General features: G+C 68.4%; 15 protein-coding genes. 4 read left to right on the top strand and 11 right to left on the bottom strand.

Annotation, left to right across the window (positions count from 1 at the left end; genetic code table 11):
- Positions 1-38 precede the first annotated feature (38 nt).
- From NED98_RS13510 to rpiB, 5 genes are all read right to left on the bottom strand, one after another.
- On the bottom strand, positions 39-767 hold the full coding sequence (locus NED98_RS13510) for an RNA methyltransferase (protein ID WP_265271640.1): 729 nt from the start codon (positions 765-767) through the stop codon (positions 39-41).
- Entirely contained in the window at positions 764-1,225 is a 462-nt protein-coding gene (gene nrdR, locus NED98_RS13515; protein WP_179512855.1) for a transcriptional regulator NrdR, read from the bottom strand. The genes NED98_RS13510 and nrdR overlap by 4 nt, the downstream gene beginning before the upstream one ends.
- Before the next feature lie 138 nt (positions 1,226-1,363).
- The gene (locus NED98_RS13520) at positions 1,364-1,540 is read right to left on the bottom strand and encodes a hypothetical protein (RefSeq protein WP_179512854.1); all 177 of its coding nucleotides are present in this window, start codon (positions 1,538-1,540) and stop codon (positions 1,364-1,366) included.
- A 10-nt stretch (positions 1,541-1,550) separates the two neighbouring features.
- Entirely contained in the window at positions 1,551-2,858 is a 1,308-nt protein-coding gene (gene glyA / locus NED98_RS13525) for a serine hydroxymethyltransferase (protein ID WP_265271636.1), read from the bottom strand.
- Positions 2,859-2,873: 15 nt separating this feature from the next.
- On the bottom strand, positions 2,874-3,317 hold the full coding sequence (rpiB, locus tag NED98_RS13530; protein ID WP_179512852.1) for a ribose 5-phosphate isomerase B: 444 nt from the start codon (positions 3,315-3,317) through the stop codon (positions 2,874-2,876).
- A 400-nt stretch (positions 3,318-3,717) separates the two neighbouring features.
- On the opposite strand from rpiB, the gene NED98_RS13535 reads away from it, so the two are divergent.
- On the top strand, positions 3,718-4,593 hold the full coding sequence (locus NED98_RS13535; protein WP_265313368.1) for a DMT family transporter: 876 nt from the start codon (positions 3,718-3,720) through the stop codon (positions 4,591-4,593).
- 43 nt (positions 4,594-4,636) lie between these two features.
- Here NED98_RS13535 and NED98_RS13540 read toward each other — a convergent pair whose 3' ends face one another.
- Together NED98_RS13540 and NED98_RS13545 are read right to left on the bottom strand one after the other, a co-directional pair.
- A complete protein-coding gene (locus NED98_RS13540) occupies positions 4,637-6,142 on the bottom strand; it encodes an acetyl-CoA acetyltransferase (RefSeq protein WP_265313369.1) in 1,506 nt (501 codons plus the stop codon).
- A gap of 2 nt (positions 6,143-6,144) precedes the next feature.
- Positions 6,145-6,948 carry a crotonase/enoyl-CoA hydratase family protein gene (locus NED98_RS13545; protein ID WP_265271628.1) on the bottom strand — a complete coding sequence of 268 codons (804 nt, stop codon included), beginning with the start codon at positions 6,946-6,948 and terminating at the stop codon, positions 6,145-6,147.
- A 223-nt stretch (positions 6,949-7,171) separates the two neighbouring features.
- Between NED98_RS13545 and NED98_RS13550 the strand changes: the two genes are divergently transcribed.
- Together NED98_RS13550 and NED98_RS13555 are read left to right on the top strand one after the other, a co-directional pair.
- Positions 7,172-9,307 (top strand): transglycosylase domain-containing protein, encoded by a 2,136-nt coding sequence (locus NED98_RS13550; protein ID WP_265313370.1) that lies wholly within the window; start codon positions 7,172-7,174, stop codon positions 9,305-9,307.
- Positions 9,308-9,524: 217 nt separating this feature from the next.
- Complete coding sequence (locus NED98_RS13555; RefSeq protein ID WP_179512848.1) at positions 9,525-10,442, top strand: DMT family transporter; 918 nt, start codon at positions 9,525-9,527, stop codon at positions 10,440-10,442.
- Here the strand turns inward: NED98_RS13555 and NED98_RS13560 are convergent.
- Together NED98_RS13560 and NED98_RS13565 are read right to left on the bottom strand one after the other, a co-directional pair.
- A complete protein-coding gene (locus tag NED98_RS13560) occupies positions 10,352-11,179 on the bottom strand; it encodes a Rossmann-fold NAD(P)-binding domain-containing protein (RefSeq protein ID WP_265313371.1) in 828 nt (275 codons plus the stop codon). The genes NED98_RS13555 and NED98_RS13560 overlap by 91 nt on opposite strands.
- Before the next feature lies 1 nt (position 11,180).
- On the bottom strand, positions 11,181-12,815 hold the full coding sequence (locus tag NED98_RS13565; RefSeq protein WP_265313372.1) for a M28 family peptidase: 1,635 nt from the start codon (positions 12,813-12,815) through the stop codon (positions 11,181-11,183).
- A gap of 80 nt (positions 12,816-12,895) precedes the next feature.
- Between NED98_RS13565 and pepN the strand changes: the two genes are divergently transcribed.
- Positions 12,896-15,487 (top strand): aminopeptidase N, encoded by a 2,592-nt coding sequence (pepN, locus tag NED98_RS13570; RefSeq protein ID WP_265313373.1) that lies wholly within the window; start codon positions 12,896-12,898, stop codon positions 15,485-15,487.
- 124 nt (positions 15,488-15,611) lie between these two features.
- Here the strand turns inward: pepN and NED98_RS13575 are convergent, their stop codons facing one another.
- A complete protein-coding gene (locus tag NED98_RS13575; protein ID WP_265313374.1) occupies positions 15,612-15,983 on the bottom strand; it encodes a tRNA-binding protein in 372 nt (123 codons plus the stop codon).
- Positions 15,983-16,654, bottom strand: a complete 672-nt coding sequence (locus NED98_RS13580) for a glutathione S-transferase family protein (protein WP_179513769.1) — start codon at positions 16,652-16,654, stop codon at positions 15,983-15,985. Before NED98_RS13580 ends, NED98_RS13575 begins: the two co-directional genes overlap by 1 nt.
- Positions 16,655-16,658: the final 4 nt, after the last annotated feature.

A 16,658-nucleotide genomic window follows, 5' to 3' on the forward strand; every position in this document is an offset into this window, starting at 1 on the left:
ACGGGGCGAGGTGATCCCGAATCAGCAACGAACGGAGGTTACCGCCGCTTCGCCTTCGCCCCCGCCAGCGCCGAGAGCACCCCGCGCAACGTGCGCACCTCCTGGCTCGACCAGCCGGGCTTGGTCAGCAAGGTGCGCAGGGTGCGTTTGGTCGCGGGGGTGCGATCGGGCGGGAAGAAGAAATTGGCCTGTTCGAGCATCTGGTCGAGCTGGCCGATCATCCCTTCCAGCTCGGCCTGCGGCGCGGGCGGGGCGAGATCGGTTTCGGGCGGGCTCGCCAGCGTCTCGCCCTTCGACCATTCGTAAGCGACGAGGATCACCGCCTGCGCCAGGTTGAGGCTGCCGAATTCGGGGTTGATCGGCACGGTGAGGATCGTGCGCGCCAGCGCGACATCGTCGGTTTCGAGCCCCGACCGCTCGGGGCCGAACAGGATCGCCGAGCGCTCGGCCGCGCCGCGCATCTCGCGCGCGGCGGCCTCGGGGGTCACCACCGGCTTGGTCACCCCGCGCTTGCGCACCGTCGTCGCATAGACATGCGCGCAATCGGCCACCGCCTCGGCGACGCTCTCGAACACCCGCGCGCCCTCGAGCACCAGATCGGCGCCCGACGCCGCCGGGCCGGCGAGCGGATTGGGCCAGCCGTCGCGCGGGGTGACGAGCCGCATCTCGGTCAGCCCGAAATTGAGCATCGCGCGCGCCGCCTTGCCGATATTTTCGGCGAGTTGCGGGCGGACGAGGACGATGACGGGGGGCGGCGCAGCGCTCATCCGCGGCCGGCTTCCTCGACCGTGCCGGCGAATTCCTCGAAATCCTTCGCCTCGTTGAAATCGCGATAGACCGAGGCGAAGCGGATATAGGCGACCGAATCGAGCCCCTTGAGCCCGTCCATCACCATCTCGCCGATCCGCTTCGAGGTCACTTCGCCCTCGCCCGAGGTTTCGAGCTGGCGCTGGATGCCCGAGACGAGCCGCTCGATCGCGATCCCGTCGAGCTGGCGCTTGCGCGCGGCGATGCCGATCGAGCGGATCAGCTTCTCGCGGTCGAAGGGCTCGCGGCGGTCGTTGCTCTTGACCACCACCAATTCGCGCAGCTGGATCCGCTCGAAGGTGGTGAAACGCGCCGCGCACCCCTCGCACTGGCGACGCCGACGGATCGCCGCGCCGTCGTCGGTCGGGCGGCTATCCTTTACCTGGCTCGCATCATGGCCGCAGAACGGGCAGCGCATTCAGTTCGCGCCCTCGAAGGAAGAAGCAGCACCCTCTCCCGTTCGCCCTGAGCCTGTCGAAGGGCTGCCCTTCCTCATCGGAAGAAAGTGCAGGGCTTCGACAAGCTCAGCCCGAACGGAGGATGGGAGAGGCATAGCTCAGTTCTTATCGCGGCGCGCGTAGGCGACGCCGGCGCCGACCACCGCGCCGATGACCGGGCCGACGAAGGGCAAGGGGATCGCCAATACCGCGCCGATCGCGCCGTATTTCGCCATTTTCCGGCCGAGGCCGGGGGTGTTGCGGACGGTTTCCTGCACTTCGTCGATCTTCGACATCTTTACGCCCTCACTGATAGATCGGGAAACGAGCGCACAAGGCGCGTACTCGTTCCCGAACATGCGCCTCGACCTGCGCATCGCCAGCTTCGCCGTTCTTGGCGAGGCCGTCCAGTACGTCCGCAACCATATTGCCGATCTCGCGGAATTCGGCGGCGCCGAAGCCGCGCGTGGTGCCCGCGGGGGAGCCGACCCGGATCCCGCTGGTCTTCATCGGGGGGAGCGGATCGTTGGGGATGCCGTTCTTGTTGCAGGTGATCCCGGCGCGCTCGAGCGCCTCGTCGGCGTCCTTGCCGGTCACCCCGAGCGGGGTCAGGTCGACCAGCGCGAGATGCGTGTCGGTGCCGCCCGAGACGAGGTTGCAGCCGCGCTCCTTGAGCGTCGCGGCCAGCACCTTGGCGTTTTCCACCACCGCGGCGATATAGCTCTTATAGTCGGGGCGCAGCGCCTCGCCGAACGCCACCGCCTTGGCAGCGATGACGTGCATCAGCGGGCCGCCCTGCAGCCCCGGGAACACCGCCGAGTTGATCTTCTTGGCGATCGCCTCGTCATTGGTCATCACCATCCCGCCGCGCGGGCCGCGCAGCGTCTTGTGCGTGGTGGTGGTGACGACATCGGCATGCTCGAACGGCGAGGGATGCAGCCCGCCCGCGACGATCCCCGCGAAATGCGCCATATCGACCATGAACTTGGCGCCGACCTTGTCGGCGATCGCGCGGAAGCGGGCGAAATCGATCACGCGCGGATAGGCCGAGCCGCCGGTGATGATCAGCGTCGGCTTATGTTCGAGCGCGAGCGCCTCGACCTGATCGTAATCGATCAGATGCGTGTCCGGCGTCACGCCATATTGCACCGCGTTGAACCATTTGCCCGACATCGCCGCCTTGGCGCCGTGGGTCAAATGGCCGCCGGCATCGAGGCTCAGCCCCATGATCGTGTCGCCGGGCTTGGTCAGCGCCAGCATCACCGCGCCATTGGCCTGCGCGCCCGAATGCGGCTGGACGTTGGCGAAGTTGCAGCCGAACAATTGCTTGGCGCGGTCGATCGCGAGCTGCTCGACCTCGTCCGACGGGTGGCAGCCCTGATAGTAGCGCTTGCCGGGATAACCCTCGGCATATTTGTTGGTGAAGACGCTGCCCTGCGCTTCGAGCACCGCCTTGGAAACGATATTCTCGGAGGCGATCAGCTCGATCTGGGTCTGCTCGCGCTCCAGCTCGTGGGCGACGCCCTTGAACACCGCCGGATCGGCGTCGGCAAGGCCGCGGGTGAAGAAGCCGTCCGGCTGCACATCATTGAGATTGGCGGGGTTCGTGCTCATCGCGAGACTCCTTGGTTATGCAGCCGTGAGGCGGACGGAAAGCTTATCGATGCGGTGCTGGTGGCGCCCGCCCTCGAAATCGGTCGAGAGGAACGCCTCGAGGCAGGCCTTGGCCATTTCCGGGCCGATCAGCCGCGCGCCCATCGCGATCGCATTGGCGTCGTTATGCTGGCGCGCGAGACGCGCGGAGAGCGGCTCGCTGACCAGCGCGCAGCGGCATGCCGGGTTGCGGTTCGCCGCGATCGAGATGCCGACCCCGGAGCCGCACAATACCACGCCGCGCTCGACGCGGCCGTCGGCCAGCGCCGCGCCCACCGCATGGCCGAAATCGGGATAGTCGACGCTCGCGCTGCCGTTGGTGCCGAGATCGAGCACGTCATGCCCGGCCTCGCGCAGCCAGTCGGCGAGCATGGACTTGAGCTCGACGGCGGCGTGATCGGACGCGATAGCGATGCGCATCGGGGGCGCTTTCCATAAAGGCGTGGACGGATGCCCGCGCCTTTAGACGCGTGATGCGGCGAATGCCACCGCTGATAACGTGGCGCGGCATGGGATTAGGAAATTTGAAGCGACGGTCACGCTGCATATGGCTCACTGCGACCCGGCGCAGGCCGGGGTCCAGCATCGGAGCGGTCGTAACTGGACCCCGGCCTGCGCCGGGGTGGTGGATAGGACCGCGCTTGATCGCGATCGCACGGATCGGCTAGGGGCCGCTCATCGACCGAATGGCAACTAGGGTTCCGGGCGCTTTGCCGCCGCTGGACCGAGCGTTGCAGAAACCGCGGGTGCTCCGCGGCTGCACCCGAGGGATAAAAACCCAGAGGCGGAGACGTCGAGATCGACCAATCAGGAGGTCTCGATGACATTTGCCTCATTGCTGCTCGTCGTGCTCGCGTCGCTCGTCCATGCGACGTGGAACCTGCTCGCCAAGCGCGCCGCGGCGGTCGGCCCGGTGTTCGTCTTCGCCTATAATCTGGTCGCCTGCGTCGCTTATGCGCCGTGGGTGGCCTATCTGGTGATCGCGGGCCGCGGGACGGCGTGGACCGGCGTGGGCGCCGCCTTCGTCCTGCTCAGCGCGCTGATCCACCTCGGCTACAGCCTGTGCCTGCAGCGCGGCTATCAGGTCGCCGATCTCTCGGTGGTCTATCCCGTCGCGCGGGGGACGGGGCCGATGCTGTCGACGATCGGCGCGTTCCTGATCCTCGGCGAGCGGCCGTCGGGGTTGGGGGTGCTCGGGTTGATCCTCGTCGTGGCGGGGATCGGGCTGATCGCCACCCAAGGCGATCTCTCCGCCTTTCGCCGGCCCGGCGGGCAGGCGGGGGTGCGCTGGGGCAGCGCGACCGGCGGGCTGATCGCAACCTATACGGTGGTCGATGCTTATGCGGTCAAGACGCTCGGCATCGTCCCGGTGATGCTCGACTGGTTCTCGAACCTGCTGCGCTTCTTTCTGCTCTCGCCGCTGGTGATCGCCGATCCGCGCCGCGCGCTGGCGGCGATGCGCGGCTATTGGCGGTTCGCGATCGGGGTCGGGCTGCTGTCGCCCTTGTCCTATATCCTCGTGCTCGCCGCGCTCGGCTCGGGCGCGCCGCTCAGCCTCGTTGCGCCGATGCGCGAGATGTCGATGATGGTCGGCGCGCTGATGGGGATGGTGATCCTGCACGAGAGGGTCGGGCCGTGGCGGCTGGTGGGATGCAGCGTGCTGATCGGCGGGGTGGTCTTCCTGTCGGCGGGGTAGGCCGGGGCGTCATACGCACAGCGCGAGCGGTGGAGAGGCGATCTTAGCTTCGCCGCCAGACCATCATCTCGCCGCCCGCCACCACCTCGCCCTTCGTGCCGACCGGTTCGGCGGTACCGTCGGTGAGAAAGGCGATCGTCGCCGCATCCCCGCCGGGCACATGCGCCAGGGTGCGATTGCCGTCGGGGAGCCGCGCGACGATCACTCCCGATCGGGGCTGCCCGTCGCGTGCATAGAAGACGGTATAGGTTTCGATCTCGGCCGGGCCGGCATAGTCCTTGATCAGCTCGGGAACGCGGCCGCGCGCGGCATCGGCTTCCGCCTGACAATCGAAATCATGCGCTTCGCCGGCACCGGGGAGCGGCGTGGTGGCGAGCACGATCGCGTGATTGTGGGTGGCATAGCCGCCGTTGGCGAACAGCAGGCCCTTCTCCCCCTCGCCGCCACGCAGCGCGTCGACCATCTCGGCGACCGCGTGGCTCATATAATTGCCGATCGGGCCGCCGCCGAAGGTGAGCCCGCCGAACACCGTCGCGGGCCTGTCGAGCGGCCAGCCGATCACGCGGCGCGCCATTTTCGGGACGCAGGGGAAGCAGGAATAGAGTTCGGCGAGATCGAGGTCGTCGGCGCCCACTTGGTTCCATTCGAGGACGCGGTTGAGGCATATTTCCATGCTCGGCGATTTGTCATAGCGGTCGCGCGCCAGAAAATCGTCCGCCTCATGCGCCGCGGCGCCGCGCCCGACATAGATGATCCGCGCCTCGGGCACCCCGCGCCGCCGCGCTTCGGCGAGGCTGGTGACGATGAACCCGGCGCCCTGGTTGACGCTCGAATTGGCGACCATCAGCTTGGTGTAAGGGAAAGCGATCGGGCGATTGTCGGCGGTCGGGGTGACGATCTCGGCGGCGGTCTTCGGAGCGTGGATCCACGCCGCCGGGGTCGCCGCGGCGATCGCGCTGAACCGCGACCAGATTTCGCCCGATTCGGCCTGCCCCTCGGCGAGCGTCTGTCCATAGGCGGCACGCCCGGCGTTTTCGTAGAGCGGATAGACGTCGACGGGCGCGGTGAGCCCGTGGATCTGGCGGTATCCCGGCGCGCGGCCCTTGGCGAGATTGCGGATCGGATTCTGGTCCGACACGTCGGTCCTGGCGGCGAGCGCGGCGCGCTGGCTGGCGGTGCGCAGTGCCTCGCCCCCGGCCACCGCGGCAATCCCGATCTCGCCGCGCGCGATGCGGTTGGCCGCCTCGTTGAGCAACAGGATCGGGCTGTCGCCATTGGGGCCGACGGTGTCGTGGACGATCGTCGCGCGCGATCCGATCCGCTCGGCGACCTTTTGCGCCAGCGGATTATCCTGGCGGAAGCTGATTTGCTGCACCACCGCGACCGACTCGACGTCGCCGAGCCAACCGCCCCCGGCATCGCGATCCGCTGCCTGCAGCGCGGCGACCATCAGCCCGAGCGAATCGAGCCCCTGCAGCGGATCGGCCGGGCGGTCGTTGACCTGCCCGACCCCGACGATCACCGCGATGCGCTCGGCGTCGGCGGCCACGGTCAGCGCGCCTTCCACACCGGCGCGCGCTTTTCGGCGAATGCCTTGGGCCCCTCGCGCGAATCCTCGCTGGTGAAGACGATCTTCGCCTCGGCGCGGTTCTGTGCCCAGGCGGCGTCGTCGCGCGCGACATGGCCGTCGACGATGCCCTGCGCCATCCTCTTCGATGCCTGCACCGACAGCGGCGCGTTGACCGCGATCCGTTCGGCGAGCGCGAAGGCGGTGTCGAGAAGCTGTTCGCGCGGCGCGATCGCGTTGACCAGCCCGAGCGCGAGCGCGCGCTCGGCGGTGATCGGATCGCCGGTGAGGATCATCTCCATCGCGATCTTCTTCGGCAATTGCTCGGGCAGCCGGAACACCCCGCCCGCCGCCGCGAACAGCCCGCGCTTGGGCTCGGGCAGCCCGAACAAGGCGCTGTCGACCGCCACCGCCAGATCGCACGCCAATGTGATCTCGAGCCCGCCGCCCAGCGCCGTGCCGTTGACGCAGGCGATCACCGGCTTGGAGATCGGGTGGCTGGCGATGCCGGCGAAGCCCCACGCCTGTTTGGCCTTGTCGTCGGGGGTCAGGCTTTCGCCGCGCGAGAGCGCGACCAGATCGGCCCCCGCGCAGAAGGACTTGTCGCCCGCGCCGGTGATGATGACGCAGCGGATCTCGGGGTCCTTGTCGGCCGCTTCGAGCGCATCGCCGACGCCTTCGTGGACCTGCGCGTTGACCGCGTTGCGCGCCGCCGGGCGGTTGATCGTGATCAGCATCACATTGCCGCGCGTCTCCACCGCCACCGCGTCATTGCCCAAAGCGCTCATGCCCTCATCCTCTCGCTATCGAGGGTGAGATAACATAAGTTATGGCGAGCGGAACAGGGTATTTGATGGAGCGAACGGCTGCGCCACGCAGGCCGTCGCCCCGGCTCAACGGCGGGGTGACGGGCGGGGATTCCGCTTCACGCTTTCGCTTCCGCCCCCGTCACGCTAAATGCCAGCGCATGGCCGGCCCTTGCGGCGACTGTCTTATTGAAGTAATACGCTGATGGCCGACCATCCGAACGATCCTATGCACCTCGATCCGCACGAAAATGGCCGTCTGCGCTACAATCACGCGCCGGCGGAATCGCGTCAGCCGCTGCCCGCCTTCGATGCGTGGCACGATCCGGTGCCCGATCCCGCGCCGCTGCCGCCGCGCATGCGCCCGGCGGATCGCGCCAAGCGTATCTGGCGCTGGGTGGTGCGCGGCGCGGCGGCGTTGGTCGTATTGCTGGTGATCGCGATCGGCTGGCTCGCCTTTACCGCGCCGCTGTCGCAATCACTGAAGCCGCCGACCCCGCCGTCGATCACGCTCACCGCGGCGGACGGCACCCCGATCGCGCGGCGCGGGGCGATCATCGGCGCGCCGGTCGATGCCGCCAAGCTGCCGCCGCACGTGCGCGAGGCGTTCATCGCGATCGAGGACCGGCGCTTCTATTCGCATTGGGGGGTCGATCCGCGCGGCATCCTGCGCGCCGCCTGGGCCAATATGGGATCGCGCGGGGTGCGTCAGGGCGGCAGCACGATCACCCAGCAGCTCGCCAAGAACGCCTTCCTCGACGCGGATCGCACGATGGGGCGCAAGCTGCGCGAGGTGATGATCGCCTTCTGGCTCGAAGCGTGGCTGACCAAGGACGAGATCCTCTCGCGCTACCTCTCCAACGTCTATTTCGGCGATAACGTCTACGGGCTCACCGCCGCCTCGAAACATTATTTCGGGCGCGCGCCGGACAAGCTCAACATCGGGCAGGCGGCGATGCTCGCCGGGCTGGTCAAGGCGCCGTCGCGGCTCGCGCCGACCGGCAATCTCGAAGGCGCGCAGGCGCGCGAGATGGTGGTCGTCGGCGCGATGGCCGAGGCGGGTTTCATCACCAAGGCGCAGGCCGCCGAGGTGCAGCCGCAGCGCGTGCTCGCCAAACAGCCCGAAGCGCTGCCCACCGGCACCTATTTCGCCGATTGGGTGCTCCCCGAGGCGCGCGATCAGGCGGGCGAGATCCGCAACGAGGCGACGATCCGCACCACGCTCGACCGCAATCTCCAGCGCACCGCCGAACGCGTCATCCGTCAGGCCGGGCTGCGGCAGGCGCAGGGCGCGCTGGTGGCGATGAAGCGCAACGGCGAGGTCGTCGCGATGGTCGGCGGGCGCGATTATGCCAAAAGCCCGTTCAACCGCGCGACCCAGGCGCGGCGCCAGCCGGGGTCGACCTTCAAATTGTTCGTCTATCTCGCCGCGATGCGCGCCGGGCTGACGCCCGAGACGATCGCCGACGATTCGCCGGTCGAGATCGCGGGGTGGAAGCCCAAGAACGACGACAATCGCTATCTCGGCAAGATTCCGCTGCGCCGCGCCTTCCAGCGGTCGTCGAACGTCGTCGCGGCACGGCTGACGCAGGAAGTGGGGGTGAAGAACGTGATCCGCGCCGCGCGCGATCTCGGCATCTCCACCCCGATCGCCAATGAGGCGACGATCTCGCTTGGCACCTCCGAAGTATCGCTGCTCGAAATGACCGCGGCCTTCGCCGGGGTCGCCGACGGGCGCTATCCGGTCGAGGCGCGCGGGCTGCCCGCGACGGGCGACAAGCCGTGGTATACCGCGCTGACCAGCGGCCCCAAGACGATGCCGTCGGACATCCACGACGAGATGCTCGAACTGCTCGGCGCGTCGATCCGCGGCACCGGCCGCGCGGCGGCGCTGTCGGTCCCGGCTTATGGCAAGACCGGGACGTCGCAGAGCGGGCGCGACGCGTGGTTCATCGGCTTCGCGGGCGATCTGGTGGTCGGGGTGTGGGTCGGCAATGACGACAATACCCCCAATCCGGGGCTCCACGGCGGCGGGGTGCCGGCGCAGATCTGGCGCAACTTCATGGTTTCCGCGCTTCACCTCGCCCCGGTGGTCAAGGTGCCCGAGCCCGAGGAGATCGATCCCGAGGCGCTGTTCGGCGACGTGGCGGGGAATGTGATCGGCCCGATCGCCGAACAGATCCACAGCCAGCTGCAGGGCGCGGGGATCGATCTCAAGGTCGGGCCCGACGGCGCGGTATCGGTCAACCGAGCGCCGTCCCCCGACGCGCCGCCCCCGCCGCCGCGCCGCGACGAGCGCGGGCCGCCCCCCGGCGACGGGCCGCCGCGCGACTGGTTCTGATCAATCAGCCCAGCTTGTGATTTGAGCGCCAGATTCGGATCGACAGCGGCGCGCGGGCCGTTACAGCGTGCCCGTATAGGAAGGGGGATCGCTTCTCCACCGTTCGTCCCGAGCGTGTCGACGGGCTGCACTTCTTCGGGAGGAAGGGCAGGGCTTCGACGAGCTCGGCCCGAACGGGAACGAGCGACTTACCCGCCGGCGCAATGAAAGCAACCAGATGAGCGACGCGACCCGCCCCAATTCGACCCGCGCCGCCGTCCTGATCCCGTTCGCGATCGTCACCTTGATCTGGGGATCGACCTGGCTGGTGATCCGCGATCAGCTGAGCGTCGTCCCGGCGAGCTGGTCGGTCAGCTATCGCTTCCTCGTCGCGGGCGTCGCGATGCTCGTCTGGGGGCTGGCGACGCGCGAGCGTTTCACCTTCGACGCGCGCGGCTGGGCCTTCGCGGCGGCGCTGGGGCTCGCGCAATTCGTGCTCAACTTCAATTTCGTCTATCGCGCCGAGCAGCATATCACATCGGGGCTGGTGGCGGTGGTGTTCGCGCTGCTGCTTGTGCCCAATGCCGTGTTCGCGCGCATCTTCCTCGGGCAGAAGCTCGGGCGGCAGCTCGTGATCGGCTCGGGGATCGCGATGGCGGGGGTGGTGCTCCTGTTCATCAACGAGGCGCGCAGCGATCCGCACGGGCCGGGTGCGGCGCTGATCGGAATCGCGCTTACCTGCTGCGCGATCCTCTCCGCCTCGACCGCCAATGTGATGCAGGCGACCTCGGTCGCGACGCGCTATCCGATGGTGCCGACCTTGGCGGTGGCGATGCTGATCGGCTCCGGGCTCGACGCAGCCTGGGCGTGGATCACCACGGGGCCGCCGGTGTTCGAATGGCGGCTGGGCTATGTCGCGGGGACGCTTTATCTCGGGCTCGCGGCCTCGGCCTTGTGCTTCCCGCTCTATTTCCGCGTGATCCGCGCGATCGGCCCGGCCAAGGCGGCCTATTCGAGCGTGATCGTGCCCGTCATCGCGATGCTGCTGTCGACGGTGTTCGAGGGCTATCGCTGGTCGACACTGGCGATCGGCGGCGGGGTGCTCGCCGGGATCGGGCTGGTCATCGCGCTCACCGCGCGCAGGCCGACGCGGTAATCCGGGTAGAGCGGCGCCCAGCCGAGCACGCGCTTCGCCTTGCCGTTGGCGACGCGGCGGTTCTCGCCATAGAAACCGCGCGCGGCGGGGCCGAGCGTGTCGAGCGGCACGACCGGCGGTGGCGCCAGGCCGATCAGCGCCGCGGCATAGGCCAGCACCTCGTCCTGCCCGGCCGGCAGATCGTCGGCGAGATTATACGCCCCCGCCGGTGCCGCGAATCCCGCGATCACCCCGCGCGCGATATCGGCGACATGCACGCGGCTGAACACCTGCCCCGGCAGGTCGACGCGATGCGCCGTGCCGGCACGCAGCCGGTCGAGCGGTGATCGTCCCGGCCCGTAAATGCCGGGGAGGCGGAACACCCGCGCGCCGATCGCCAGCCACGCGGCATCCGCCACCGCGCGCGCCGCGCGCCGCCCGCCGCCGACCGGCGCGGTCTCGTCGACCCATGCGCCGCGGGTGTCGCCATAGACCCCGGTCGAGGAGAGATAGCCGAGCCAGCGCCCGCCGAGCAGCTCGCGATATCGCGCCAGCACCGGGTCGGCACCGCTCTCGTGGGGCGGGACCGAGGACAGCACATGCGTCGCCGCCGTCACCCCGACGCGCACCGCATCCGCATCGTCGAAACGGATCGTCCCGTCGCGCCCGTCGCGTGTCGTCCCCAGCACCGGCCAGCCGCTCGCCATGACGATCGCGCGCGCGGCATAGCCGAGACCGAAGACGAACAGCCGCGTCATCTCATGGCGCCATCGGCCCGTCGAACAGCCCGGCGAAATAATCGCCCCGGTTCCACAGCGGGCGCGTGTCGGCGTCGGCGATCTCGCGCGCGATGCGGTAATTGGCGTCGACGAAGCGCACCGCCTGATCCCACAGGATCGGCTGGGTCAGATCGTCCGACGGGCGGTGATAATGCTTGTTCATGAAGTCGTCGGTCGCCGCCTTGCCCGGCCCCTTCGGCCCCGGCCACAGGAACACCGCCGGAATGCCGCGGCGGACGAAATTGAAATGGTCCGACCGCACGAAGATCGCCTCGCCCGGCATCGGATCGGGCGACAGCGTCACCCCGATCCCGGCCAGCGCACGCCCGATCACCGGGCCGAGCGTCGAACGATCGCCGCCGAACGCGACCATATCCTCGAAGCGATAGGTGAGGATCGGCATATCGAGATTGACGTCGGCGACGATTGTGCCCGTCGCGGGCAGATGCGCGGTGAAATAGTCGCTGCCGATCAGTCCCTTCTCCTCGGCGGTAAAGGCGACGAACATCACGGTGCGGCGTGGCGCGCGTTCGTGGAAACGCTTCGCCTCCTCGATCAGGCTGGCGATGCCGATCGCATCGTCGAGCGCGCCATTGTTGATCGTATCGCCGCGCGCGTCGGGCGCGGTGACCCCGATATGGTCAAGATGCGCGGAGAGCACGACGACCTCTTTCGCCAGCGCCGCGTCGCTGCCGGGCAGCACGCCGATGACATTGGACGAACGCGCCGCCTCGAAGGCGCTCGCGGTGTCGATCGTCAGCCGTGCGGGGAGCGGCTGCGCGGCGTAGCGCGGCACCGGACGCTTGGCTTCCTTGACCAGCGCCGCCCAGGAAATGCGCGTGCCCGCGAACAATTTCGCGGCGCCGGCCTCGCTGAACGTCGCGACGACCGGGATCGGCGCATCGGCGTGGCCGCTGCCGTCCGCCTCGGCCCAGGTCATCCGCGGGCGGGCGCTGCGCTCGGCGACCCGGGCGAAGGGGGTGGTGCGCTCACTCCCCGGCGTGACGAGCTGGATCACGGCGACCGCGCCGCGCGCCGCCGCCGCTTCGGCCTTGGTATCGATGCTGCCGAGATAGGCGCGCTGCTCGGCATTGAGATCGTGCGGCGCGCCCGGCAGCAACGCGACGATCTTGCCCTTGACGTCGAGCCGCGCAAGATCGTCGGGCACGCCATAGCCGGCGAACACCAAAGGCGCGTCGAGCGACACCTTGGCGCGGCGCGGATCGGCCAACGGGACATAATCGGTCCCGGCGACGAGCGTGCGGCCGCCAAGCGCGGCGCGGCTCTCCCCGCTGGTGCGGTAGCGCACCAAAGGCACCGCCTGCAGATAGCCCCCGGCGCCTCCCCCCGGGCGTAACCCGGCGGCGTAGAAGCGCGACGCGACATATTGCGCGGCAATGTCATATTCGCCGCTGCCCGCCTCGCGCCCCTTCATCGCGTCCGAGGCGAGGAACATGACATGCGCCTTGATCGCCGCCTGATCGGCCGGCAGCGGCGCATTGATCGCGGCGTTGACCGTCGCCGGATCGGGGACGGTGTCTTGGGCGGCGAGCGGGGCGGAGAGGGCGAGGAGCGCGATCAGGCTCGCGCGGGCCGGCGGGAGAAGCGTCTTCATGAGTGCCGTCGGCGTAACACACGTTGCCACGGGCGCAAGGTTTCGATGGAACCCGCGCGGGCGCCGGCTATATTTCCCTTATGATCGACGCCCAGACCGCCCTCGCCCAGCCTCACGTCACCCGACGCGAGGATTATAGCCCGCCCGAGTGGCTGGTGCCCGAGGTCGCGCTCGATTTCGATCTCGACCCCGAGCGGACCCGCGTGAAAGCGCGGCTCGAGGTGACGCGGCGCGGCGCGCACGATGCGCCGCTGCTGCTCAACGGCGCGGGGCAGGCGCCGCTGGCGGTGCTGGTCGACGGCGTCGCGGTCAACGACTGGCGGCTCGACGGCGAGGACCTGATCGTCCCGCTCGCCGGCGGCAGGCATGTCGTCGAGACCGAGGTGGAGATCGCGCCCGAGCGCAACACCCAGCTGATGGGGCTCTATGCCTCGGGGGGGAACCTCTGCACGCAATGCGAGGCCGAAGGCTTCCGCCGCATCACTTACTTCCCCGATCGCCCCGATGTGCTCGCGCGCTATCGCGTGCGGATGACCGCGGACAAGGCACGCTTCCCGGTGCTGCTGGCGAACGGCGATCCGGTCGCGTCGGGCGACCTGCCCGGCGGACGGCATTGGTCCGAGTGGCACGATCCGTTCCCGAAACCGACTTACCTGTTCGCGCTGGTCGCGGGCGATCTGGCGGTCAACCGCGGCACCTTCGTCACGCAATCGGGGCGCGAGGTGGCGCTGGGCATCTGGGTGCGACGCGCCGATCTGCCGCGCACCGATCACGCGCTCGATGCCTTGAAGGCGGCGATGGCGTGGGACGAGCGCGTCTATGGCCGCGAATATGATCTCGACGTGTTCAACATCGTCGCGGTCGACGATTTCAATTTCGGCGCGATGGAGAACAAGGGGCTGAACATCTTCAACAGCCGCTACATCCTCGCCGACCCCGATACTGCGACCGATTACGATTATGACGCGATCGCCGCGGTGGTGGCGCACGAATATTTCCACAATTGGTCGGGCAATCGCGTCACCTGCCGCGACTGGTTCCAGCTCTCGTTGAAGGAGGGCTTCACCGTCTATCGCGACCAGAGCTTCTCGGCCGACCAGGGATCGGCGGCGGTGAAAAGGATCGAGGATGTGCGCGGGCTTCGCGCGAGCCAGTTCCCCGAGGATTCGGGGCCGCTGGCGCATCCGGTGCGCCCTGAAAGCTATATCGAAATCTCCAATTTCTACACCGCGACGATCTACAACAAGGGCGCCGAGCTGATCCGCATGATGGCGACGATCCTCGGCCCGGCGAAATTCCGCGCCGCGACCGATCTCTATTTTTCGCGCTTCGACGGCACCGCCGCGACCTGCGAGGATTTCGTCGCGTGCATGGAGGAGGCGGGCGAGGTCGATCTGTCGCGTTTCCGCTTATGGTATTCGCAGGCCGGCACCCCGCGCGTCTCGGCGAGCATCAGCGACAATGGCGGCCGCGCGACCCTGCGGCTCGCGCAGCATGTCCCGCCGACCCCCGGCCAGCCCGACAAGCAGCCGATGGTGCTGCCGCTCAAGGTCAAATTGTTCGGCGCGGAGACCGGGCGGCCGCTGACCCCCGAACGGCTCGTGCTGTTCGACACATTGTCGGAATCGATCACCTTCGAAGGGCTGGCCGAGCGCCCGGTGCTGTCGATCAACCGCGGTTTCTCAGCGCCGGTGATCATCGAGAGCGATCGCCCGGCGACCGATCTTGCCTTCCTTTCGGCGCACGACGACGATCCCTTCGCGCGCTATGAGGCGATGCAGCAATTGATGCTCGACACGCTCGTCGCCGCGACGGTGGAGGGGCGCGCGGATCATCGCGCGGTGATCGATGCGGTGGCCAATACGCTCGGCGACGCAACGCTCGACCGCGCCTTCGTCGCGGAGGCGGTGCTGCTGCCGTCGGAAAGCTTCATCGGCGATCAGCTCGTCACGGTCGATCCCGACGCGATCTTCGCCGCGCGCGAGGCGCTGCGCCGCGATCTCGGCACCGCGCTCGCCGCGCAATGGCGCGCCGCCTATGACGAGGGCGACGGGCGGCCCTATGCCTATAATCCGGCGGCGAAGGGATTGCGCCGGCTGCGCAATGTCGCGCTCGGCTATATCGCCGCGAGCGGCGCGGCGGATATCGCGCCGCTCGCGTTCCGCCAGTTCGAGCGCGCCGACAATATGACCGACCGGCAAGCCGCGCTGACCACCCTGGTCAACGGCGACTGGGACGAGCGCGCCGCGGCGCTCGACATCTTCTACAATCGCTATGCCGACAATCCGCTGGTGCTCGACAAATGGTTCCAGACCCAAGCGCTGTCGACCCGCGACGATACCCCGAGTGCGGTGGCGGCGCTCGCCGCGCATCCCGATTTCACGCTCGCCAACCCCAATCGCGCGCGCAGCCTGATCGGGGCGTTCGGCGCCAACCAGCGCGCGTTCAACGCGATCGACGGGCGCGGCTATCGCTTCCTTGCCGATCAGCTGATCGCGCTCGACCGGATCAACCCGCAGACCGCGGCGAAACTGCTCCCGCCGCTCGGCCGCTGGCGGCGGTTTGATACGCGGCGCGCGGGGCTGATGCGCGCCGAGCTGGAGCGGATCGTCGCGGTGCCGGAATTGTCGAAGGATCTGTTCGAACAGGCGTCGAAGAGTCTGGAGGGGTAGCGCTCCCTCCGTCACCCCGGCCTTGAGCCGGGGTCCATTGTGCCGCAAGCACAGCGATCAGAACCTCTTGCTCCGCGCCTGCCTCCCGATGGACCCCGGCTCAAGGCCGGGGTGACGGTGTGGATCAGAACAACCGCCCGCCATTCGGCACCGCTTCGCTTGGCGCGAGCAGCACCACCTTGCCGTCCGCATCGGGCAGCCCGAGCGTCAGCACCTCGCTCATCATCTTGCCGATCTGGCGCGGCGGGAAGTTGACCACCGCCACCACCTGCCGCCCGACCAGCGTCTCCAGCGCATAATGTTCGGTGATCTGCGCCGAGGATTTCTTCACCCCGATCGTCGGACCGAAATCGATCGTCAGCTTGAACGCGGGTTTGCGCGCCTCGGGGAAGGGCTCGGCGGCGATGATCGTGCCGACGCGGATATCGACCTTGAGGAAATCGTCGAAGGAGATCGTCGCGGCGGCCTCGGCCGCCGGGTCATGCGTGACGTGCATCAGAAATCCGGGTTCTCGTAATAAGACGGCGGCTCGATCCCGCGCATCCGCTCGGCGAGCAGGGGACGGAAGCTGCGGCGGCTCTTGAAGGCGGAATACCAGGCCTTGGCGTGGGTATGCCCGCTCCAGTCGATCCCGCCGAGATAATCGGCGACCGAAATCTGCGCCGCGGCGGCGAGATCGGCGAGGCTGATCGTCGCGCCCGCCATCCATTTGCGGTGATCGAGCAGGAAATCGATATAATCGAGATGCCCGATCGCCGATTTCATCGCCTCGCGCAGCCGCGACGCATCGGGCGACGCGCGGTGGACGAGGCGCTTGATCATCCGCTCCTGGAGCAAGGGGCCGGTGACGTCGCGGTAGAAATGCGCGTCGAACCAGGTGACCAGCCGGCGGATCTCGGCGCGGTTCGCCGCGGTGCCGTTGATCATCTGCGCCTTGTCGACCGTCTCCTCGAAATATTCTGCGATCGCCATCGAATCGATCAGCAGGATATTGCGCGTCGGATCGGCCATCACCGGGGTCTGCCCGGCGGGGTTCATGTCGAAGAATTCGTCGCGCCGCGCCCAGGGCTCCTCGGGCACCAGCTCATAGCCGACGTCCTTCTCGTTGAGCAGCGCGCGGACCTTCCGCGTGAACGGGCACAAGGTGAAGTGATAGAGCTGCCACATGCCG

The organism is Sphingomonas lycopersici, from assembly GCF_026130605.1.
In the GTDB taxonomy this organism is placed as follows: Bacteria; Pseudomonadota; Alphaproteobacteria; order Sphingomonadales; family Sphingomonadaceae; genus Sphingomonas; species Sphingomonas lycopersici.